The organism is Bradyrhizobium sp. sGM-13, assembly GCF_018398875.1.
Classification (GTDB): Bacteria; Pseudomonadota; Alphaproteobacteria; order Rhizobiales; family Xanthobacteraceae; genus Bradyrhizobium.
Genome location: NZ_JAGWDK010000007.1, coordinates 321335 through 342913, shown reverse-complemented (window position 1 = coordinate 342913; position 21579 = coordinate 321335). Strand labels below are relative to the sequence as shown.

The following is a 21579-nucleotide window of genomic DNA, read 5'->3' as shown; positions in this document are numbered from 1 at the left end:
CCCGCACGCGACCCGAGTCAATCCGCCGCACCAGATCTGTGCATGCCCTAGTGCGAGCGCAGGGGCCCATACGCCGCGGCCCCAATATTTAGAGGCAGTGATTGACGCCTTGCCTTACTCACAACGCCCTGTGGCTATAGGTCCCTGCGTTCGCAGGGATGACGCGTGGAGATGATTTCGCCGGCTCGTCAACCCCTTTTGTTTTGCATTCCGAGCCCCCAGATACAGCGCCATGGTTTCACAATCCCCCGACATCAAAATCACGACCGAGGCGCCGATCCGCGCGCCTTCGTCCGTTCCCGTCGATGATGCGGTGCTGCCGTTCGAGGTCGCCTCGCTCGATCTGCGCGGACGGCTGACCCGACTCGGCCCCGCGCTCGACGACATCCTGACCAAGCACGATTATCCGGCGCCGGTCGGAAAATTGCTTGGCGAAGCGATCGTGCTGGCGACGCTGCTTGGCTCGGCGCTAAAATTCGACGGCCGTTTCATTTTGCAGACGCAGACCGACGGTCCGGTGTCGTTTCTGATCGTGGATTTCCAGTCGCCGGATCGGCTGCGCGCCTATGCGCGCTACGACGCAAGGCGGTTGAAGGACGGGCAGGATTCAGGCGCCCTGCTCGGCAAGGGCCATCTCGCGATGACCATCGATCAGGGCGCGGACATGAGCCGCTATCAGGGACTGGTGGCGCTCGACGGCGGCAGCCTCGAGGATGCCGCGCATGAATACTTCCTGCGCTCCGAGCAGATCCCGACCCGCGTGCGGCTTGCGGTCGGCGAAGAATGGCGCGGCGGCGACGGCGGCAAACATCGCTGGCGCGCTGGCGGCATGCTGCTGCAATTCCTGCCGAAGGCGCCCGAGCGGGCGCGGCAGGCCGACCTGCATCCGGGCGACGCGCCGGAAGGCGCGCTTACGCATCAGGTGGCAGAAGACGACGCATGGGTGGAAGGTCAGTCGCTGATCGGCACCGTCGAGGATGTCGAACTGATCGATCCTGATCTGTCGGGCGAGCGTCTGCTGTATCGCCTGTTTCACGAACGCGGCGTGCGTGTGTTCTCGCCGCTCTCCTTGCGCGCACAATGCTCCTGCTCGCGCGAGGCGGTCTCGGCGATGCTGAAAAGTTTTGCGCCCAAGGACCGCGCCGAGATGGTCAAGGACGGCAAGGTGGTGGTGACCTGCGAGTTCTGCTCCTCGGTCTACCAGTTCACTCCGCATGAAGCGGGCGTGGAGGAGTAGGGGCCGTAGGGTGGGCAAAGGCGCGTTAGCGCCGTGCTCACCATCCATCATCGAGCACGCTTGATGGTGGGCACGCTTGCGCTTTGCCTACTCTCATATGAGGGCCGCTCGTCAATTCAACACCCGCCGGCTGTCCGGGCTGTCCAGCGAGAACGTCGGCACGTCGATCTCGAAACGCTCACCGCTTTCGCTGACCATTTGATAGCGCCCGGTCATGAAGCCCGATGCGGTCGGCAGCGGCACGCCGCTGGTATATTCGAAGCGCTCGCCCGGCGCCAAAACAGGCTGCTCGCCGACCACGCCTTCGCCGCGGACTTCCTGTTTGCGGCCGGTGGCGTCGGTGATGATCCAGTGCCGGGTACGAAGCTGCACGGTCTCGGCGCCGGTATTGGTGATGACGATGGTGTAGGACCAGAAATACTGGCCCTTGTCGACCGACGAGCGCTCGGGGAGGAAGTTCGGCTCGACGGTGACTTCGATCTGGCGGGTGACGGCGCGGTACATGCGGGCAAGCTTCCGGGAATCCTGTGTCGCATCATAGCCGGGAATGCCGGGGGAACCAATCTCCGCTGCGCCGGGTTGCCGCTTGCTTCATCGCGGTTTCAACACAGTTCCGTTCTAGAGCGCAGCCGCGCTGCCCGGCCCTTCCGCTTGCGTATTCCTTGCGTATCTGGTTTGCAAGTTGCGGGCCGATATTACCATTTCCGGACAGTGCACGCGTAAAGCTCAACTGCCCAAACGGTGCCAGATGTCGTCCATTGCCGATCCAGTCGCCGGAACGCCTCGCAGCGATGCCAAGGCCAGCGATGCCAAGGCCGCCGCAGCATCGTCCGCGCCGGCGATCGCGTTCCCGGTGGCCGGCGAGCGCGAATTGCGGCTCGACCTGTTTCGCGGCATGGCGCTGTGGCTGATCTTCATCGACCATCTCCCGACCAACATCCTGACCTGGTTCACGATCCGCAATTACGGATTTTCCGACGCCACCGAGATCTTCATCTTCATCTCCGGATACACCGCCGCCTTCGTCTACGGCCGCGCGATGCTCGAGGCCGGCTTCGTGGTGGCGACCGCACGCATCATGCGGCGCGTATGGCAGATCTACGTCGCCCACGTGTTCCTGTTCACGATCTTCCTGGCGGAAATATCCTACGTCGCCACCCGTTTCGAGAACCCGCTCTACAGCGAGGAAATGGGCATCATGGATTTCCTCAAGCAGCCTGATGTCACGATTGTCCAGGCGCTGCTGCTCAGATTCCGGCCCGTCAACATGGACGTGCTGCCGCTCTACATCGTGCTGATGCTGTTTCTGCCCGTCATCCTGTGGTTGATGAAGTGGCGGGCCGACGTCGCGCTGGGACTATCGGTGCTGCTCTACGCGCTGACCTGGCACTTCGACTGGTATCTCACGGCCTATCCGAGCGGCTTCTGGATATTCAATCCGTTCTGCTGGCAGTTGCTGTTCGTGTTCGGCGCCTGGTGCGCACTGGGCGGGGCGCAGCGCATGTCCCGTATCCTGTCGTCGCCGGTGACGATGTGGATCTGCATCACCTACCTGGTGGCGGCGTTCTTCGTCACGCTCACTTGGCACATTCCGCAACTCAGCTTCCTGATGCCCAAGCGGATCGAACAGTGGATGTATCCGATCACCAAGACGGATTTGGACGTGCTGCGGTTTGCCCATTTCCTGGCGCTGGCCGCGCTCACCGTGCGCTTCCTGCCCAAGGATTGGTCGGGCCTCAAATCGCGCTGGCTGCGACCATTGATCCTGTGTGGCCAGCACTCGCTTGAGATATTCTGTCTCGGCGTCTTCCTGGCCTTTGCGGGACACTTTGTGCTGGCCGAAGTCGGTGGGGGTGCCCTCACGCACGCCCTGGTCAGTCTTGCCGGTATCCTCATCATGTGGGGCATGGCGTGGGTGATTTCGTGGTACAAGCATTCGGCCGACAAGGGAGCCTCGAAAACGAAAAGCACGGCAATAAACGCCGATATGGCGGGAGGAAGCGCATGAGGCCCGGCTCGGGAACTGTGCTGGTCCTGGCGCTGCTTGCGGGTCTTGCAGCGGCCGGATTGGCTCGTGCCCAGGATGCCGCTCCCCAGGCTTGCGAAGTTCCCTCCTACCTCCTCTCCACCGAGAGCACGCTTCCCAAGGTGGCCGAGGCCGTCAAGAATGCCCGGCCGCTGACCGTCCTGGTGGTGGGGAGCCGCTCATCGACCATCCTGTCCTCCGAAAACAGCGCCTATCCGGCCAGGCTGCAGGCGGCGCTGAAGGAGAAGCTGCCCTCCACCCCAATCAACCTTTCGGTAGAACTGCACACCGGCAAGACCGCCGAGGAGGTGGACGCCGGCCTCGTTAAGCTGGTGGAAGCAAAAAGGCCTACCTTGGTCATCTGGCAGACGGGAACCGTCGATGCTATGCGATCCGTCGATCCCGACGATTTTCGCGGCGCTGTCGACGAGGGCGTTGCTGCGCTGCAAAATGCGGGAGCCGACGTGGTTTTGGTCAATCTGCAATACAGTCCGCGCACGGAAACGATGATTTCGGCACCGCCGTACCTAGATAATATGCGCGTGGTGGCGCAGCAGCATAATGTTCCGCTGTTCGATCGTTTCGCCATCATGCGCCACTGGAACGACGCCGGAGATTTCGATCTGTTCAGTACCTTTCATGGCACCGACATGGCCAAAAGAGTTCATGCCTGCCTCGGCCGCGCGCTGTCGAAATTCGTGCTCGATGCGGCCCGCCTCGATCAGGCGCAGCAGAATTAGGAACTAGCGTTAATGAGTTCTCACTGCCCTTTTCGTTTATCGATATTGCTGACTGTCTTCGCCGCGGGCCTGGCGCTGTTGATGCCTGCCTCGGTGGTGCCGCTGCATGCCCAGACGGCTTCGCAGCAAACCGGTCAGCAGGCGGCGCTGTCCGATGGCGCCAAGGCTGAAAACAACCCGGAAAACAAACCCTCGGCTGAAAGCGCCCCGCCCCAGGCTGCGCCGGCGGCCACCGGCAATCCGGCAGCGCAGAAGGGCGTCACCGGCAAAGCGATCGACAAGGTGAGGGAAGTCGCGAAATCGGCCGGCGACATCTTCAGCCGCGTTCCCTGCCTGCCGCCGAAGGGCGCTTCCAAATCGATGGGATCGCTGCCGCGTGTCGCGAACAAGCTCGTCGCGGGTCAGCCAGTGGTGATCGTCGCTTTCGGATCGTCATCGACCCAGGGGTACGGCTCCAGTTCACCGGAATTCACTTATCCGAACAGGCTCGCAGCGCAGCTACGCCGCAAATATCCGACGGCCGACATCTCCGTCGTCAATGCCGGCAAGGGCGGCGAGGACGCGCCGGAAATGATGAAGCGGCTGCAGACGTCCGTGATCGACTTGCGTCCGGATCTGGTGATCTGGCAGGTCGGCACCAATGCGGTGCTGCGCAACCTCGATCCGGCCGAAACCGCCAAGCTCATCGACGAGGGCATCGCACGCATTCAGGCTGCGGGCTCCGACATCGTGCTGATCGATCCGCAATATTCGCCGCGGGTCAACGAGCACGCCGAAAGCGCCGGCAAGATGATGAAGCTCTTGAACAAGACGGCCGAGCTTCGCAAGGTCGGCGTCTTCCCGCGCTTCGCGGTGATGAAGGACTGGCACGAGCGGCAGGCGATTCCGATCGAGAATTTCGTGATCGCCGACGGCCTGCACATGAGCGACTGGGGCTATGCCTGCTTCGCCCAACTGCTTGGCGACGACATCATCAAGTCGGTCGGCCAGATCAAGCTCGGCGTCGCCGTGCCGTCGGACGTGCGAGCCTATCGGCCGATGTAGCCGAAGCACGATCCACGCCGTCGTCCCTGCGAACGCAGGGACCCATACGCCGCGGCCCATTAGAAGCGGTGGTTGGTTGACGCCTTGCTTAACTCAACACATCCAGTGGTTATGGGTCCCTGCGTTCGCAGGGACGACGCTTGTTGTGCGGCTACGTGCGTAGCGCCACCTCACGCCTTCTCCAGCGCCTGCGCAAAATCCTCGATCAGATCATCCGCATGCTCGAGCCCGGCGGAGAAGCGAATAAAGCCCTCGCTGATGCCGAGCTCGGCGCGCGCCTCCGGCGTCAGCCGTTGATGGGTCGTGGTCGCAGGATGGGTGACGAGGCTCTTGCTATCGCCGAGATTGTTGGAGATCTGCGCAAGCTTCAACGCATTGAGGACGCGGAAGGCGGCGGCCTTGCCGCCCTTCACCTCGAAGCCGATCAGCGTCGAGCCGCCGCGCATCTGCTTCTTCACCAGCTCCGCTTGCGGATGATCGGCGCGGCCAGGATAGATCAATCGCGCAATCTTCGGATGGCTTGCCAACGCCTCGGCGATCTTCGCCGCGTTGTCGGTCTGCGCGCGTACCCGCACGCCCAGCGTCTCCAGTCCCTTGAGCAGGACCCACGCGTTGAAGGGAGAGAGCGATGGCCCGGTCTGGCGCATGAAGTTGTGAATGTGCTCTGCGATGAAGGCTTCGGACGAGAGAATGATGCCGCCGAGGCAGCGCCCTTGACCATCGATATGCTTGGTTGCGGAGTAGACCACGACATCGGCGCCGAGCGAAAGCGGGCTCTGCCAGATCGGCGTGGCAAAGACGTTATCGACGACCAGCCGTGCGCCGCTCTTGTGCGCGATCTCGGCAATCGCCGGAATATCGAGCACATCGAGCGTCGGGTTGGTCGGGCTCTCCAGGAAGAAGGTCTTGGTGTTGGGCCGCAATGCGCGCTGCCATTGGTCGAGATCGAGTCCGTCGACCAGCGTCGTTTCGATCCCGTAGCGCGGCAGGAGGTCCTGCACGACGTAGAGGCACGAGCCGAACAGGGCTTTCGAGGCCACCACATGATCGCCAGCTCTGAGCGGTGCGAGGATCGCGGTCGTCACCGCGGCCATGCCGGTGGCGGTGGAGCGAGCAGCTTCCGCGCCTTCGAGCTCGATCATTCGGCGCTCGAACATTGAAATCGTAGGATTGGAATAGCGCGAATAGATAAAGCCGGGATCCTCGCCCTTGAAGCGCGCCTCGCACTGCTCCGCGCTGTCGTAGACATAGCCTTGGGTGAGGAACAGCGCTTCCGACGTCTCGCCGAATTGCGAGCGCAGCGTGCCGCCATGGACGAGGCGGGTTTCGCGACGAAAACGCTTGGTAGAACCAACTTCAGACATGTGACCTCCGTCGTGACCACCGGAAAATGGTCACAAAAAACCGGCCTGGAAGAATTTCCACAGGCCGGGATCACACGTGTCCCCGGCCTGTTTAGCTACTTGTTTAACGTGGCTGCAAGCCGGCCGGCTCAAATCACCACGGGATAAGTCATGCTGATATTCGCTTGTGCCCTTTCAGTCAAGGCGGCCATCGGATAACCCCTAAAAGCCCATATTTACGAGGTTTGGATGACATTTAGGCATCCAGGGCCACCTCAGAGGACCGCGCCGTGTCGTTCACGCTTCCGCCCGACGGTAACGGAATTCTCCCCGACCGCATGATCGCGGCGATGGCGGATGCGGGCCTGATTCTGCCGGCCTATCCGTTTGTCGAGAGCCAGATCCAGCCCGCAAGCCTCGATTTGCGCCTCGGCGACGTTGCCTACCGGGTGCGCGCGAGCTTCCTGCCTGGTCCCGGCGCGACCGTCGCCGAGCGCATCGACGAATTGAAGCTGCATGAAATAAATCTCTCAGACGGCGCGGTGCTGGAGACCAATTGCGTCTATATCGTGCCGCTGCTGGAAAGCCTCGCGCTGCCGCCGGAGATCGTGGCCGCGGCAAACCCGAAGAGTTCGACCGGACGGCTCGACGTCTTCACCCGCGTGATTGCCGACGGCACCCGCCGCTTCGATATGATCGGCGCGGGCTATCACGGCCCGCTCTATGCCGAGATCAGCCCGAAGACGTTTCCGGTGCTGCTGCGCGAGGGGTCGCGGCTATCACAAGTGCGCTTCCGCACCGGCGACGCCATCCTCAATGCCGACGAACTCGACGCGCTGCATGGCGCCGAGCGCCTGGTCGATATCGATGACGCCGATCTCGCCAATGGCGTGGCGCTGTCGGTCGATCTCTCCGGCGAGAACACCGGCGGCTTCGTCGGCTACCGCGCCAAGCGCCACACGGGTGTGGTCGACGTCGACCGCCGCGGCGGCTATGCGATCGATGAATTCTGGGAGCCGATCCCGGCGCGATCAGACGGCAGCCTCATCCTCGATCCCGGCGAGTTCTACATCCTGGCCTCGAAGGAGGCCGTGCAGGTGCCGCCGGACTACGCCGCCGAAATGGTGCCGTTCGATCCCCTGGTCGGCGAATTCCGCGTGCATTACGCCGGATTCTTCGATCCCGGCTTCGGCTATGCCGGCGCCGGCGGGCAAGGTGCGCGGGCCGTGCTCGAAGTGCGCTCGCGCGAGGTGCCATTCATCCTCGAACACGGCCAGATCGTCGGCCGTCTGGTCTACGAGAAAATGCTGTCACGGCCCGATGCGATGTACGGCCAGCGCATCGGATCGAACTATCAGGCGCAGGGGTTGAAGCTCTCCAAGCATTTCCGGGTCTGACCGCCTGCGCCGCCGGACAGCCTCAGGCGCGCACGTCAGAGATAAACTCGCCGATCTGCACAATCGCCTGATGGGCCTCAGGCAACACCGGCACGAACAATTGCCAGACGTGCGGCATGCGCCGCCAGACCTCGAGTTTGCTGCGCGGATTGTGCGACCGAAGCTTCTCCACCATGCGGACAGCGTCGTCCCTGAGAATTTCATCGCTGCCGACCTGAATAAGCACCGGCGGCAATCCGGCGGGATCGCCGTAGAGCGGCGAAGCGTAGGGCGTACGCGGATCGGCTCCGCCGAGATAGAGCTTCGCCAGATCGGGAAGATCCTCAACATTCAGCATCGGATCGGCCGCTGCATTCGCCTTCAGCGAAGAGCTGGTGAGGGCAAGGTCGGTCCAGGGCGACAAGGCGACCGCCGCTGCCGGAAGCGGCTTGCCATCGTCACGGAGCCTCAACAGCAGGCCCAGCGCAAGGCCGCCGCCAGCCGAATCTCCCACTACGAACAACTGGCGACGATCGGGCGTGTGATCGACGAGCCAACGATAGCCCTCCACGGCATCCTCAAGCGCTGCCGGAAAAGCGTGTTCCGGAGCGAGGCGGTATTCGAGCGCCCAGACACGGGCTTGCAAAGCGTCGGCAATCCGCCAGAGGAAGTGCCGGTAATAGATCGGCGCGCCGGAAACATAGGCGCCGCCATGGAGATAGAGCACGTTACGTTCGGGCCGGGATGCCGGCGTGGTGACCCGGTGAAACCGCACCCGACCGGCCTCGATCTCGACCGTTGCGCTCCGGGCGGGCGGATGCGGCACAAACCGCTCCATCACACGCATGTTCCGCCGCCATTGCTCGACATCGAGACTCCCGCCGCGCCGCTTGAGCAACATGCGAATACCGATGCGCAAAAGTTCGGCTCGCAGGCTCATGGCGGCCCTTGCGCTCAGGCTCTGAACGGCACGGGTGTGGGCATGCGCGGGCGGTCGGCACGCTCTTGCACGATAAGACCGTCCTCGATCTCGACAATGCGATCGGCGTAGGGGACGACGCGCGGATCGTGGGTGACGACCAGCACCGCCCGCTCACGCTCATGGGCGGTCTCGGCGAGAATACGCACGATGCTCTGGCCGTTCTTTCCATCCAGTGCGCCGGTCGGCTCGTCGGCAAGAACGACGGAAGGGTTTGCGACGAGAGCCCGCGCGATGGCGACCCTTTGCTGCTCGCCGCCGCTGAGCTCTCCCGGCAAACTGTCCATCTTTTGCTCGAGCCCGACCATTGCGAGGGCCTCCCGCGACTTCTGCGCCGCGCGCCTGCCGTGCTCGCCACGAATATCCAGCGCCAATTGCACGTTCTGGGTCGCGGTCAGCGTCGGGAATAAATGATAGGACTGGAATACGAAACCAATATGCTCGCGCCGAATCCTGGCGAGCGCTTCCTTGTCGGCGTCAGCTGTCGGCGTCCCGCGTATGGTGACGCTGCCCGAACTCGGCGTCAGCATGCATCCGAGGACCAACAGCAGCGTAGTCTTGCCGCTCCCTGAAGGGCCCATCAGCAACGTCAGCTCGCCCCGCCGCAGCGAGAGGTCGATGCCGCGCAACGCGTGCACCTCGCCGGCGCCGCGACCCAGCTTCTTCTCGACCGACTTGGCTTCGACGACATGGTCATTCATCGCATGAACACCGTGGCTGGATCGATACGAACGACACGGATGATTGCCCCAATGCCGGATGCTACGCACATCACCACCGTCAGCGCGAACAGCGCCGCCATCAGCCATGGCGTGATGACGATCGGCAACGCGCTCTTGGCGGTCATCTGGACGACGATCGAGCCGATCCCGGCGGCGATCGCAAATCCGATCACGGCGTTGATGAGTGCCTGATAGATGATCACGGTATAGATATAGGCGTTCGAGGAACCCATCGCGCGCAGGGTGGCGAATTCGTTCAGATGATCCTTGGTGCTGGAGTAAAGCGTCTGCGCGACGATCACGGTGCCGACGATCACTCCGAGCAATGCGCCGGCAAACAGCGCGGCTCCGGCCCCCGTGCCAAATAGCCAGAACGACCGGCTGCGGCTGCGGAAATCGTCCGAGGTGAGAACCTCTGCCTCGCCGACCTCCGCGCGAATGGCGCTGAGCACCTTCTCCCGATCGGCATCGCCTTTCAGCCGAACCAGAACGCTGCTGGCGCGATCGCGCGGCGTTCCGGTGTAGTTGCGCGCGTTTTTCAAGTCCACGAACACGTACGGCGTCGTGGCGAACGAGCGGATGCCGTCGGTAACCGCGACCACGCGCACCTTGCGGCCACGGATTTCTGCCGTCGAGCCGACGCCGCTGACACCGAGCCGGTCAAAATAGGAGCGGTCGACCGCAACGTTCGCTCCTTGCGTCAACGCCTGCACGTTGCCGTCCGCCACGTTGAACGGTTGCAGGCTGCCGTCGCGCAGGTCGGCGCTCACAATGAAGACCGGCGTCACTTCGCCACTTTCCAGGCGCCAGTCCGAGAAGCCGATCACGAGCGGGACGGCCCAGCTAACGCCTTCCATGGTGGCGACGCGGTCGCGCAGCTTGACGTCGAGCAGGGAAGGATCCTCGAAGCATTTGGCGCCCTTGGGCAGGATCCACAAATCGGCCGAGGCGTGGTCGATCATCGTCGTGACCATTCGGCCGAACCCGAGGAACAGGCCCATCTGGATCATGACGAGGACGACCGAGAAGACGACTCCGACCATGGTCGCGACGAAGCGAAGCCGATCGTGGAACAGGTTGCGGGACGCAAGTGTCAGTACCAGCGACATGTCGGCATCCGTTATCGCGGTTGATTGGCGATGGCTCTCTCGTCTCGTGGCTCGGAATGACGCGAAACCAGCGCTCTCCCGCCGATCTTCATTCCGGCGCTTGCAGCCAGACTTATGGTGAGCGCAGCGGCAAAAACGATCGTCGCCTTGCCGATCGCGTTGAGATCGACATCAAGCAACGCGTATTGCAACCACACGACCACGGCGTAATGCAGCAGATAGATGCTGTAGGCATTGCTGGACAGGCTATCGAGCAGGCGGTCGCGCGATTGCAGCAGCCGAAGGCAGATCGCGAGCAGACACAGAGCGGCGGCCGCGGAAGCAACTGGAAACGCCAGCGCCGAAGCCAGTCGAAAGAGCGGCGCGCTCGCCTGCCACTCCGGTAAGGTCAGCGATGTGAGCCCGCCCCATACGGACATGCTAGCGATGGCGGCCGCCAGCCAGGCCAGCCAATGACGTGCAAGCGGACCATCGGGACGCAGTATGCTGTGCTCGGGGCCGTGGCTGCCAATCGCAAATCCGGCGAAGAAATAGACCACGTGGTGCAGCGGCCGGCTGAGCTGAAATGAAAATGGGCCGAGAAAAGTCCACTCCCACGGTGTGAAGGCCATCGCCAGCGGCACATAGGCCAGCGCAGAGAGCGCCGCCAGCCCAATGAAGAACATTAGCGGGCGATCGGCAACCCGGGCGACGAGCGCGCTCAATGCCCGAAGCCAATGCGGGGCGAACGCGTGGACGGCGGCCGCAACGGCGCCCAGCAGAAAGATCTGCCACAGAAACCATTGCGGCCCGGCAGGCCACATCGGAAGCGCGCGCCAATGTTGCCAAAAGGCGCTGAAGGAGGGATCGGCCGCGGTCAGCCGATAGGACGCGAAGTAGGCGAGAGGGCTGAGAATACCGACGGCAAAAACGAATGGCAGGCCGATCCGCCACGAGCGCTCCAGGGTGTAGGTGCGAGGCCCTTTGCGGCCAAGGCTGGACGGCGTGAACAGACCGGCCAGCAAGAACATCAGCGACATCAGGCTTACATCCTGCCATGCGCAGAACAGGTCGAAGCCGAACCAGCGCTGGCTATCGAGGATTGGGAATGCAATCCAGCGATAGGGCGGTGCGTCGAACGGAAAGGGGGCGGCCGGTTGAGATGCGAGATACGGCAGCACGGAGTGAAACGCGACCACGATGATGATGGTAATCGCGCGCAAGTTGCTGAGGGGCACGTTGACCTGCGATGACACGGCCATTCGTCCACGCTGCCATCCCACTGATTTGGGAACCGGCAGGGGGTCAACGTGGAGCCGGCGCGCTCGTTCCCGCTAACGTGCGGAACTCGCCCCTTCGGGAGCGTTGTCCCCCAACCGGGTCGGCCGTGGGAGACCGTGTGGCCTTTACCGCGATGCCGACCTCGCAGCCGGCGTCACGCGCCAGATCGTGTTGCCGACATCGTCAGCCACCAGCAGCGCGCCCTGCTTGTCGAGCCGCACCCCGACCGGGCGGCCCTGCGCCTGGCCCTTGTCGTTGAGGAAACCGGTAAGCACGTCCTGCGGCGGTCCGGATGGCTTGCCGTCCTTGAAGGGGACAAAGATCACCTTGTAGCCGGAGGGCGGCTTGCGATTCCAGGAGCCGTGCTGGCCGATGAAAGCGCCGCCCTCCATCTCGGCAGGAAACAGCTTGCCGGTGTTAAACGTCAGCCCGAGGCAGGCCGTGTGCGCGCCCAACGCATAATCCGGCGCCATCGCCTTCTGCACGAGATCAGGCCGCGGCGGCTCGACGCGGGTGTCGACATGCTCGCCAAAATAGCTGTATGGCCAGCCGTAGAACGCGCCGTCCTTCACCGACGTCATGTAGTCCGGCACCAGATCGTTGCCGATCTCGTCGCGCTCGTTGACGGCGACCCAAAGTTCGCCGGTGTGCGGATTCCATGCGGGACCGTTCGGATTGCGCAGGCCCGAGGCGAACACGCGCCATTGACCGCTGGCTCGATCGACTTCCAGTACGGCCGCGCGATCCTTCTCGGCATCCATGCCGTTTTCACCGACATTGCTGTTGGAGCCGACCGTTGCATAGAGCTTGGTGCCGTCGGGGCTGGCGGTGAGATCCTTCGTCCAGTGATGATTGCGGGTGCCGGCGGGCAGGTCCGCAAGCTTGACGCCGGGCCCGCCGATCTTGGTGTCGCCTTCGCGATAAGGGAATTTCATGATCGCGTCGGTATTGGCGACATAGAGCTCGTCGCCGACCAGCACCATGCCGAAGGGCGAATTCAGCCCGCTGATGAAGGTGCTTCTCAGCTCGGCAACGCCGTCGCCGTCGGCATCGCGCAGCAGCGTAATGCGATTGGCGCTGGGAACGCCGGCGCCCGCCCAGTTCTGCGCCTGCTTGTAGATGAAGCCCTTGATGCTCATGCCGCTGCCCTGCTTCGGCGGCGCGTTGCTCTCGGCGACCAGCACGTCGCCGTTCGGCAGCGTGTAGACGGTACGCGGATGTTCGAGGTCGAGGGCAAAGGCGCTGACCGTCATGCCGTTTGCGGCGGTCGGCGTGGCGCCGTTCGGCCAGCGCTTGACGGTTGCGATGTCCACCGTCGGAATCCAGGAATGTTCCGGTGGCGGCAGGTTGGGTGAGGGACCATAGGTCTGCGCCACGGTCGCGGTCTCCTTGGGTTCGCTACAGGCGGCCAGCGGCAGCGTCAACGCGCCGACGCAGATGGCCAGGAGGTGGGGCTTGCGCATGACAGGGTTCTCCGGGATATCGCCCGTACAATGCAGCGCCGGCCCGAACGTTCGTGTTCCAGCATGAATTCCCTGTGAAACGGCCGGCCGAAGGCCCGCCACGCAATCCCGCAGGCCCCCATTGCGCCGCGTGCACGTGGAATCAGGCTTCGCCATGCTAGGAAGCAGCGCGCCGCGGTTTGCCCAAGTCCGCGCGCTGGGAGCAGAAATGTCCGATCTCGGCGTCGCCGAAATTCCCGTAGACAAGGATGAGCGTCCGCTTCCGCGACCGGCGGCGCCGGCGAAAAACGCGCTGCTCGACGGCCCGATCCTGCGCACGCTGTTGTGGCTGGCCTGGCCGAACGTGATCGCGCTTACCGCAGGTACCTGCGTCGTCATCGCCGAGACCTCCTATATCGGCCGTCTGGGCGTGGAAGCGCTGGCCGCGATGGCGCTGGTGTTTCCAACGGTGATCCTGACCATGACCATGTCGGGTGGCGCCATGGGTGGCGGCGTGGCATCCGCGATCGCGCGAGCGCTCGGCGCCGGTGACCTCGACCGCGCCTCGACCCTTGCCGCGCACGCGCTGCTGATCGGCCTCTGCTTCGGGCTGGGCTTCATGCTGGGCATGCTGATCTTCGGCCCCAAACTGCTCGAACTGCTTGGCGGCCGCGGCGATGTGCTGAGCCAGGCGATCGCTTACACGCAAATCTTCTTCGGCGCCGCCGTGGTGCCGTGGCTGATGAACACGATGTCCGGCATTCTGCGCGGCACCGGAAACATGAAGCTGCCGTCGCTGCTGATGCTGTCGTCGGCGATTTGCCAGATCATTCTCGGCGGCGCGCTGGGCCTGGGTCTCGGCCCGATCCCGCAGTTCGGCATGCGCGGCGTCGCGGCCGGTTCGCTGATCGCTTACCTGATCAGCATCTCCGTGATGTCCTGGTATCTGTTTTCCGGCCGCGCGCGCGTCGTTCCCAAGGTCAGGGGCCTTCATATTCAGTGGTCGATGTTCATCGACATCCTGAAGGTCGGGGCCATCGCCTGCTTCTCGCCGCTTCAGTCGGTGCTGACGATCAGTATCTTCACCCACATGCTGGCGAGCTTTGGCACCGAAGTCCTCGCCGGCTACGGCATCGGCGCGCGGCTCGAATTCATGCTGACCTCGATCTCATTTGCGGTCGGCATCGCCTCGGTCCCGATGGTCGGCATGGCCGTCGGCGCGCAGCGCATCGCGCGGGCCCGCAAGATTGCCTGGACGGCGGGGCTCGTCGCATTCGCCTCGGTCGGCACATTTGCGACCTTCATCGCAATCTTCCCCGACATCTGGGTCAATCTCTTCACATCAGATGCGGCCGTGCGAGCCGCGAGCCGTCAATATCTTTCGACGGCGGCGCCGATGTACGCCTTCCTCGGCCTTGCCACCGCGATGTATTTCTCCTCGCAGGGCGCGGCCAAGGTGATTGGCCCGGTGATGGCGCAGACCGCGCGGCTGTTGTTCATCGGCGCCGGTGGCTGGTGGCTGTTGACGCACGACGCCACCGCGCAGAACTTCTTCATGCTGGCGGCAGTCTCCATGGTGCTGCTCGGCGTGCTCTCATGCGCGAGCGTGGTGCTGACGCGCTGGGGGCCGAAGCAGCGGGTGCCCGCGGTTAGCCCGGCGCTGTCGTAACGATCGTCATTGCTTCGTCGCTTGCGCTCCTCGCAATGACGGTGACGACTACCGCCGCGCGCGCCGCCGGCCATGACGGCCGCTGCCGACATTGGCCGTGCGCATCAGTTGCGGGACCATGCTCATCAGCTCGCCGCCGCCAGCGCCGCCGAGCATGCCCATGAAATCGCCGCCGCCGAAATTCATGCCACCAGCGTTCACGCCGTAACCCTCGGGAACGTAGCCGCCGCCAAAGCCGCCGGGGATACCACCGCCCATCATGCCGCCGAGCCCACCGCCGCCGCCTTCCATCATGCGGCCCATCGGGCCCATGGTCTGCATCATCATGGCAAAGCGGCGCTTGCCCATCTTTGCCTTCATCATTTCTAGCATCGGCGCCATCTGCGTCATCATGTCTGAGCCGTCGCCGCCGCCGAAGCCGGCAAATTGTGCCTTTGCCGGCATCAACGTCAGGGCGAACAGCAACGGCAGCGTGGCCGCCTGGCACACCACCTTGTCAGCTCCCGTCAGGTTCTACTCCTCATGCGCCGGCGGCCGCAGGCGCGGCGCCATTCGGACGCATAGGGGGAGGCTAGGAGCGAGACGGCTGTGCCATCTGTGCGAACGATCACATTCAATCCGATTGAGACCTGCGCCGGGCCGTGAACTCGGTGTTGATCCGCCAGCTCTCGCCATCGTCGGCCGAGACTTCGCCCTGCCAGAGGAAGGAGTCGTCGGTGATGTCCCTAAAACTCCACCGGGCTAGCTGGCCATCCGGCCGGGTGCCCAGTTGCACGATGTCGGTGCCCTCGGCGCGCCCGATCATCTGCAGAAAAGTCCGCGTCACCGGGTCGGTCCACTGGATGCGCCAGGCGTCGATATCGGGATCGTAGACCCGCAGCGTGGTGCCATAAGAATTGAATTTGGCCGCGGCATCGCCATGACGCAGTTCTCCGCGCGGCGGCACGATCCAGACGTCCTGGATCGCGCGCCCCTCCAGCGCCCAGCCGAAATGCCATTCGCCGGCGCGGCGCCGCTCGCGGCCATCTTCGGAAAACTGTCTGACATCGAGATCCCAGGAGCCGACGAAGCGCCCATAAAGATCCATCTTGCCAGCACGGTCGGCGGAGGGGCCATTCGCGCCGAGGGCATCGAGAAATGGCGAGGTCATGCCGCGCTCCGTCCCAGCGCTTTCTGGATGGCGCGCATGCCCAGATCCATCTGCGCGTCCATATAGGGTGCGATCTCGTTCGGCAGCACGTCGGCGATCCACACGAAGCGGGTGCGCCCGTTGGCATCATCGAACACCTGTGCCGAGGCGCTGTGCTGCTTGATACGTTCGCTGATGATGGCATAGACCAGCCGCCGCTTGCTGTCGTCGCAATCGACCAGGACTTCGCGCGCCACGGTGCCGTTCGAGAATGTCACGATGCGCGCGTCGCCGTCGAGCTTGGTGTCGGTGACGAAGCCCGGCACTAGCCGCGTATGCAGCGCACCGAAATCGCGCAGTGCGTCCCAGACGTCGGCAGGGTTCGCGTCGATGAGGATTTCCTTGTGAATGGAAGCCATGGTGATGAGTCCGTCCGTTGTTGGTTCGTGATTGTTGGATTCGTCCTTGCGAGGATCGGCGCTACGTACAAACCGCCTCGACATTGTTGCCGTCGGGGTCGATCAAAAACGCAGCGTAGTAGGTTGGGCTGTAATCCGCGCGCAGTCCGGCGCCGCCATTGTCGCGGCCGCCGGCCTTCAGGCCCTCGGCGTGGAATTTCTGGATCGCCGCATGATCCTTGGCGCGGAACGCGACATGCGCGGCGGAGCCTGAAGATCCCTTGTGCAGATGCAGCCAGAGCGCGGGCGCGCCCTTCGGGCCGAAGCCTGCGCCGGAATCATCCCGCGAGCACAGCACGAAGCCTAAGGGCGCGAGCACTGCCGTATAGAAGCGCACGCTGGCGTCGAGATCGCCGACGCGTAATCCGATGTGGTCGTACATGACATTCTCCAGCAAAAAATTGCCGCGAGCGCGCGGCCTGGAGAAAGCCTAGTCAGTGGAGGGCCAGCCGTTCTTGGAAAATCTTGCGCATGCCCCGCGAGGCCTGGCGGAATTTCAGCGGCGAGGCGCCGGCGGCGCGATGGAAGGTGCGCACGAAATTGGAGAGGTCGGCAAAACCGACATCATAGGCGATGTCGGTGATCGCGCTGTCGTCGTCAGCCAAGCGCCGCGCGGCATGGCGCAGCCGCGAGCGCACCAGATATTGGTGCGGGGTGACGCCGAGCGCTTGCGAGAACAGCCGCAGGAAATGGAACGGGCTAATCCCGGCCTCAGCCGCGGCGTCCTCCAGATTGATCTGACGGTGCGAATTGGCATCGATCCACAGCGCGGTTTCCACCGCACGGCGGCGGTCGCGCGCCGCATCAGGGCCGGATTTGCGCGGCCTGCCGGAAACCACCTCGACAAAGCGGCTCGCCAGCACCTGACCGATCTCATCGAGGCCGATGTCACTGCTGCCATCTGCTGCCGCTTGCGCCAGTTCGCCGAGCACGACGAGTTCCGGCAGCGGCGGCGCGGAGCCGATCTGCCATGGCGACCGGCTGTCGCCAATGGTTTCCACCAGCTCGGGCGCTAGGAAGAACGACAGGCACTCGTCGCCGCAGACATGCTCGTGGGTGCAGGTATATTCATCGCCGGGATGGCCGATCAGCACCGATCCCACCACCAGTTCGCTGCACTTGCCGCGGCTGCGCAGGCCGAAACTGCCTTTGCGCACATAGGAAATCGAATGTCCGCCATGCTGCTCCGCGAACGGCTTGTCGCCCGGTCCCGCGGTGCAGCGAAAGTCGAAGACGGATATGGATTTGCGTTCAAGAAGCGTGGTCGCGATCATCCCGCCTACTTAAGGATGCGGGCGCGGCGGTGCAACCGGCAGCAGCACGTCGAACAATGTCTTGCCGGAGGTCTGGCTGGCGCCCTCGATCGAGAGCAGCCGCCGCTTGGAGATCGCCCCGCCAAAGGCTGAGATCTTGTCGGCATAATTGCCGGCTTCGAGCACGCGATGACAGGGCACGATGATCATGAAGGGGTTGCGGCCGATCGCCCGCGCCACCGAATGGACCGCGCCTGAAGCGCGAAGGCTGGCGGCCACTTCCGCATAGGTCCGCGTCTCGCCGCGCGGGATCGCGCGCGTATAGGCATAGACGCGCTGGTTGAAGGCGGGAATGCCGGTCATATCGAGCGCAACATCGGACAGATCGCACGCTGCCCCGCGCGACAGCGCGATGATGCCCTCAATGGCGACCTGTACATTCGCCGGCGGGCGAAGCTCGCGGGCATCAGGATAGAGCTGATAGAGCCGCCGCCGCGTGTCGATTTCACGGACTTCCGGGAGCTGCACGCCGATAATGCCCGCCGGGCTCCATGCGATCCCGCAGCGGCCGATCGCCGTGTCGAAAATGCTGTACCCACGCCCCGTCATACGCCACCAGCCCCAGACGCGAATCATACCACCGGCCGCACGAATCGTATCTGGAATTTTTGGGGAAGTTGACAGCGAGCGAGACGGCTCAATGGAAGAGCTTGGCGGATCGCGCAAGGTCGGCTAATCATGGGGCAAGACCCGCGGGCGTAGTTCAATGGTAGAACGGCAGCTTCCCAAGCTGCATACGAGGGTTCGATTCCCTTCGCCCGCTCCAGATCCCTTGCCAGAACCTATGATAAGCGGTCGGCCTTCCAAAGAAGGTCGGCAAGAAGCGATTATTTTTCGGCTGCTTTTCCGCAAAGCCGTTCCAATCGATCGAGAAACGGCTGCTGGCTTGCGAGGATCTTCTGCCTAGCGGTGGACAGGGTAAACCACGCTGCCCGGTCAATCTCGGGAAAGTTGATGATTCGACCGCTTTGGGGAGGCCATTCCATCGCGACCTCGTTGCACTTGATGGAGCTGACATCGAGATCGCCTTCAAGCGCATAGCCCCAGACGATCTTGCCGGCACGCTGGCGTACCTGACCCAAGGACTGCAGGGGGCCGGAGGCTTCGATCCCGAGCTCTTCTGCGAACTCGCGCCGCGCTGCTGTCTCCGGGGGCTCTTCGCCATCCAATTCTCCCTTCGGGAGCGACCAAGCGCCCAAATCGCGGGTGCGCCAGAACGGTCCGCCGGGATGAACGAGAAGAACCTTGATACCGCCTCTGCGGCGGTACATCAGGATGCCAGCACTGGTGGCCGCCATCGAACGTAACCTACGAATATCCAAATCATTCCGCCGCTGCACTGGCCGTCTTGGCCTTTTCCTCCAGAACCGCCGCGATCGCGTCGTCGACCCGCTCGAGCCAGATGAATTCCAGTTTCGAGCGGGCGCTCGTCGGGATGTCATCGAAATCGCGGCGGTTTCTTGCAGGCAGCATCACGCGGGTCAGGCCAGCAGCCGCAGCGGCGACGACTTTCTCCTTGATGCCGCCAACAGGCAGCACCAGGCCGCGCAATGAAATCTCGCCGGTCATGGCGGTATCGCTTCGCACTGTGCGATTGGTCAGCAGGGACGCAAGCGCGGTGAACATCGCGACACCCGCGCTTGGTCCGTCTTTCGGTGTAGCGCCGGCGGGGACGTGAACGTGAATGTCGGACTTTCCAAGCTGCGCGGTATCGATGCCAAGCTGAGATGCGCGGTTCTTGACCAGGGTCAGAGCCGCCTGCGCACTTTCGCGCATGACCTCGCCGAGCTGACCCGTCAGGATCAGCGTTCCCTTGCCCGGCATTCGCGAGGCCTCTATAAAGAGAATATCGCCTCCGACCGGCGTCCATGCCAATCCGGTCGCCACACCGGGAATGCTGGTACGCATGGCGATCTCATTCTCGAACCGGGGCGCGCCTAAAATGGTGGCGATGTCGCTCGATGAGAGACGAACCCGATCGGTACTGCCTTCGGCGATCTGGACGGCCACGTTGCGAAGCGCCTTGCCAATCTCCCGCTCCAGATTGCGAACGCCGGCCTCCCTGGTATAGCTGCGGATAATCAATCTCAGCGCCTCCGGATCGATCTCGGCCTGCTCTGCCTTGAGCCCGTTAGCCTCCAATTGACGACGAACGAGATAGCGCCGGGCGATCTCGAGTTTTTCATCCTCAGTGTAGCCGGCGAGACTGATGATCTCCATCCGATCCAGAAGCGGGCCGGGAACAGTATCGAGCATGTTGGCGGTGGTCAGAAAAACAACGCGCGAAAGATCGAAGGGAACGCCGAGATAGTTGTCGCGGAACGTCGCGTTCTGCTCGGGGTCGAGCACTTCGAGCATCGCGGCGGAGGGATCGCCCTGAATGCCACGGCCCATCTTGTCGATCTCGTCGAGCATCATCACGCAATTGCGAGCGCCCGTCTTCTTGATCGCCTGGATGATGTTACCGGGCAGTGAGCCGATATAGGTGCGCCGATGGCCACGGATCTCTGCCTCGTCCTGAACGCCACCGAGGCTGACACGCACGAAGGGACGCTCCATGGCGCGCGCAATGGATTGGCCTAATGATGTCTTGCCGACGCCCGGTGGACCGGCAAAGCAGAGAATCGGCGCTTTGCCGCCAGGCGCGAGCTTTCTGACGGCGAGATATTCGATGATTCGGCTCTTGATCTTTTCCAGGCCGTAATGATCCTCATCGAGAATCCGTCTTGCCTCGGCGATGTCGATCGGCTTCTCCTCCGGCAGGCTCCACGGCAGTTCGATCAACCAGTCGAGATAGCTTCGCACCATCCCGGCCTCTGCAGCTCCGTCCGGCATCCGCTCGTAGCGGCGGAGCTCCTTTCGCGCCTGGTTTTCCGCCTCGGGTGGCATGTTGGCCTTGGCAATGGCCTCAGTCAGTTCCGCTATCTCCTGCGCCTTTCCATCGCCCTCGCCGAGCTGGCGCTGAATGGTTGCCATCTGCTCGCGCAGGATCGCTTCTCTCTGACGCTGATCGAACGTGGCCTTGGTTTGCTGGCCGATCTCGTTGCTCAGCCTGAGTACTTCGATGCGTTCTGCCAAATGGCGTGAGACCTTTTCCATGCGAAGGCCGAGGTCGACCGTCTCAAGAATTTCCTGTTTCTCCTGCGGTTTGATGTCCATGTATGAGGTCGCGAGGTCGGCGAGTGTCGACGGCGAGGTGGTGCCTTGCAGGACTGCAATCAATTCTTGCGGCGTCTGCGGCAGCAGTTGTATCGCCTCGATAGCCTGGCGCTGCAGATTGAGGAAACGAGCTTCGATCTCGGGTGAATCGGTCGTCGGCTCCGGTATTTGAAGTACGCGAGCTACCGGATACGGGGTGCCTGGAAGGAAATCCAGCACGCGCATTCGCTGCACGCCTTGGCAGACGATATGGTGGCTGTCATCGGGTCCTGTGATGTAGCGAACGATATTGGCGACCGTGCCTACGCGGTGCAGATCGTCAGATCCGGGATCCCCCAATTCCGGATCGCGCTGAAGCAGGATTCCGATCTGCCGCTGTTCGCGGATAGCCTGCTGTGCCGCCGCGATCGATTTCGGGCGCCCTATGGTGATCGGAACAACTACGCCGGGAAACAGAACCGTGTTTCGCACGGGCACGATGATGAGTGCGTCACTGGGGATAGGGAACGCCTGATCGGACGATGCAGGCGACGGATTGGGGCTGGTCGCTTCATTGTCTTGGGGCATGGCCAA

The 21579-nt window shown here is 63.2% G+C and carries 21 protein-coding genes, 1 tRNA gene and 1 riboswitch; of the genes, 7 read left to right on the top strand and 15 right to left on the bottom strand.

Going from position 1 to position 21579, the window contains the following annotated elements; all coding sequences use genetic code 11:
• Positions 1–232: 232 nt before the first annotated feature.
• Positions 233–1237, top strand: a complete 1005-nt coding sequence (locus tag KJQ96_RS13820) for an Hsp33 family molecular chaperone (RefSeq protein ID WP_213287121.1) — start codon at positions 233–235, stop codon at positions 1235–1237.
• Between the two features lie 111 nt (positions 1238–1348).
• Here the strand turns inward: KJQ96_RS13820 and apaG are convergent, their stop codons facing one another.
• Complete coding sequence (gene apaG / locus KJQ96_RS13815; protein ID WP_213287120.1) at positions 1349–1741, bottom strand: Co2+/Mg2+ efflux protein ApaG; 393 nt, start codon at positions 1739–1741, stop codon at positions 1349–1351.
• 244 nt (positions 1742–1985) lie between these two features.
• Here apaG and KJQ96_RS13810 point away from each other — a divergent pair, with 244 nt between their 5' ends.
• Genes KJQ96_RS13810 through KJQ96_RS13800 form a run of 3 tightly spaced genes read left to right on the top strand, consistent with a single transcriptional unit; the run spans position 1986 to position 5047 of the window.
• The gene (locus KJQ96_RS13810; RefSeq protein WP_213287119.1) at positions 1986–3245 is read left to right on the top strand and encodes an OpgC domain-containing protein; all 1260 of its coding nucleotides are present in this window, start codon (positions 1986–1988) and stop codon (positions 3243–3245) included.
• The gene (locus tag KJQ96_RS13805) at positions 3242–4003 is read left to right on the top strand and encodes an SGNH/GDSL hydrolase family protein (protein WP_213287118.1); all 762 of its coding nucleotides are present in this window, start codon (positions 3242–3244) and stop codon (positions 4001–4003) included. Before KJQ96_RS13810 ends, KJQ96_RS13805 begins: the two co-directional genes overlap by 4 nt.
• A gap of 12 nt (positions 4004–4015) precedes the next feature.
• The gene (locus tag KJQ96_RS13800; RefSeq protein WP_213287117.1) at positions 4016–5047 is read left to right on the top strand and encodes an SGNH/GDSL hydrolase family protein; all 1032 of its coding nucleotides are present in this window, start codon (positions 4016–4018) and stop codon (positions 5045–5047) included.
• A gap of 170 nt (positions 5048–5217) precedes the next feature.
• Here KJQ96_RS13800 and KJQ96_RS13795 read toward each other — a convergent pair whose 3' ends face one another.
• Entirely contained in the window at positions 5218–6411 is a 1194-nt protein-coding gene (locus tag KJQ96_RS13795; RefSeq protein WP_213287116.1) for an O-succinylhomoserine sulfhydrylase, read from the bottom strand.
• Between the two features lie 70 nt (positions 6412–6481).
• A riboswitch (SAM riboswitch) is annotated at positions 6482–6561 on the bottom strand.
• A 119-nt stretch (positions 6562–6680) separates the two neighbouring features.
• Here KJQ96_RS13795 and KJQ96_RS13790 point away from each other — a divergent pair.
• A complete protein-coding gene (locus tag KJQ96_RS13790) occupies positions 6681–7787 on the top strand; it encodes a 2'-deoxycytidine 5'-triphosphate deaminase (RefSeq protein ID WP_213287115.1) in 1107 nt (368 codons plus the stop codon).
• Positions 7788–7809: 22 nt separating this feature from the next.
• Here the strand turns inward: KJQ96_RS13790 and KJQ96_RS13785 are convergent, their stop codons facing one another.
• The 5 genes from KJQ96_RS13785 to KJQ96_RS13765 all read right to left on the bottom strand — a co-directional run bounded on the left by KJQ96_RS13785 (position 7810) and on the right by KJQ96_RS13765 (position 13299).
• Positions 7810–8706: an alpha/beta hydrolase gene (locus tag KJQ96_RS13785; protein WP_213287114.1), complete on the bottom strand. Its 897-nt coding sequence runs from the start codon at positions 8704–8706 to the stop codon at positions 7810–7812.
• Between the two features lie 14 nt (positions 8707–8720).
• Positions 8721–9446 carry an ABC transporter ATP-binding protein gene (locus KJQ96_RS13780; RefSeq protein WP_213287113.1) on the bottom strand — a complete coding sequence of 242 codons (726 nt, stop codon included), beginning with the start codon at positions 9444–9446 and terminating at the stop codon, positions 8721–8723.
• A complete protein-coding gene (locus KJQ96_RS13775) occupies positions 9443–10576 on the bottom strand; it encodes an ABC transporter permease (protein ID WP_213287112.1) in 1134 nt (377 codons plus the stop codon). Before KJQ96_RS13775 ends, KJQ96_RS13780 begins: the two co-directional genes overlap by 4 nt.
• A gap of 11 nt (positions 10577–10587) precedes the next feature.
• Positions 10588–11817 carry an acyltransferase gene (locus KJQ96_RS13770; RefSeq protein WP_213287111.1) on the bottom strand — a complete coding sequence of 410 codons (1230 nt, stop codon included), beginning with the start codon at positions 11815–11817 and terminating at the stop codon, positions 10588–10590.
• A gap of 144 nt (positions 11818–11961) precedes the next feature.
• Complete coding sequence (locus KJQ96_RS13765) at positions 11962–13299, bottom strand: sorbosone dehydrogenase family protein (RefSeq protein WP_213287110.1); 1338 nt, start codon at positions 13297–13299, stop codon at positions 11962–11964.
• A 208-nt stretch (positions 13300–13507) separates the two neighbouring features.
• On the opposite strand from KJQ96_RS13765, the gene KJQ96_RS13760 reads away from it, so the two are divergent.
• Positions 13508–14947, top strand: a complete 1440-nt coding sequence (locus KJQ96_RS13760; RefSeq protein ID WP_213287109.1) for an MATE family efflux transporter — start codon at positions 13508–13510, stop codon at positions 14945–14947.
• Positions 14948–14995: 48 nt separating this feature from the next.
• Here the strand turns inward: KJQ96_RS13760 and KJQ96_RS13755 are convergent, their stop codons facing one another.
• From KJQ96_RS13755 to KJQ96_RS13730, 6 genes are all read right to left on the bottom strand, one after another.
• Entirely contained in the window at positions 14996–15457 is a 462-nt protein-coding gene (locus KJQ96_RS13755; protein WP_213287147.1) for a hypothetical protein, read from the bottom strand.
• A gap of 103 nt (positions 15458–15560) precedes the next feature.
• The gene (locus KJQ96_RS13750) at positions 15561–16097 is read right to left on the bottom strand and encodes a hypothetical protein (protein ID WP_213287108.1); all 537 of its coding nucleotides are present in this window, start codon (positions 16095–16097) and stop codon (positions 15561–15563) included.
• Entirely contained in the window at positions 16094–16495 is a 402-nt protein-coding gene (locus tag KJQ96_RS13745) for an SRPBCC family protein (protein WP_213287107.1), read from the bottom strand. Before KJQ96_RS13745 ends, KJQ96_RS13750 begins: the two co-directional genes overlap by 4 nt.
• A 61-nt stretch (positions 16496–16556) precedes the next feature.
• Positions 16557–16916 (bottom strand): VOC family protein, encoded by a 360-nt coding sequence (locus tag KJQ96_RS13740; RefSeq protein ID WP_213287106.1) that lies wholly within the window; start codon positions 16914–16916, stop codon positions 16557–16559.
• A 52-nt stretch (positions 16917–16968) separates the two neighbouring features.
• Complete coding sequence (locus tag KJQ96_RS13735) at positions 16969–17808, bottom strand: helix-turn-helix transcriptional regulator (RefSeq protein WP_213287105.1); 840 nt, start codon at positions 17806–17808, stop codon at positions 16969–16971.
• Positions 17809–17817: 9 nt separating this feature from the next.
• A complete protein-coding gene (locus KJQ96_RS13730) occupies positions 17818–18396 on the bottom strand; it encodes a methylated-DNA--[protein]-cysteine S-methyltransferase (RefSeq protein ID WP_213287146.1) in 579 nt (192 codons plus the stop codon).
• A 143-nt stretch (positions 18397–18539) separates the two neighbouring features.
• Between KJQ96_RS13730 and KJQ96_RS13725 the strand changes: the two genes are divergently transcribed.
• A tRNA-Gly gene (locus KJQ96_RS13725) sits at positions 18540–18613 on the top strand.
• 61 nt (positions 18614–18674) lie between these two features.
• Here KJQ96_RS13725 and KJQ96_RS13720 read toward each other — a convergent pair.
• Together KJQ96_RS13720 and lon are read right to left on the bottom strand one after the other, a co-directional pair.
• Complete coding sequence (locus tag KJQ96_RS13720) at positions 18675–19145, bottom strand: NUDIX domain-containing protein (protein ID WP_213287104.1); 471 nt, start codon at positions 19143–19145, stop codon at positions 18675–18677.
• Positions 19146–19170: 25 nt separating this feature from the next.
• Positions 19171–21573: an endopeptidase La gene (lon, locus tag KJQ96_RS13715; RefSeq protein WP_213287103.1), complete on the bottom strand. Its 2403-nt coding sequence runs from the start codon at positions 21571–21573 to the stop codon at positions 19171–19173.
• Between the last annotated feature and the right edge of the window lie 6 nt (positions 21574–21579).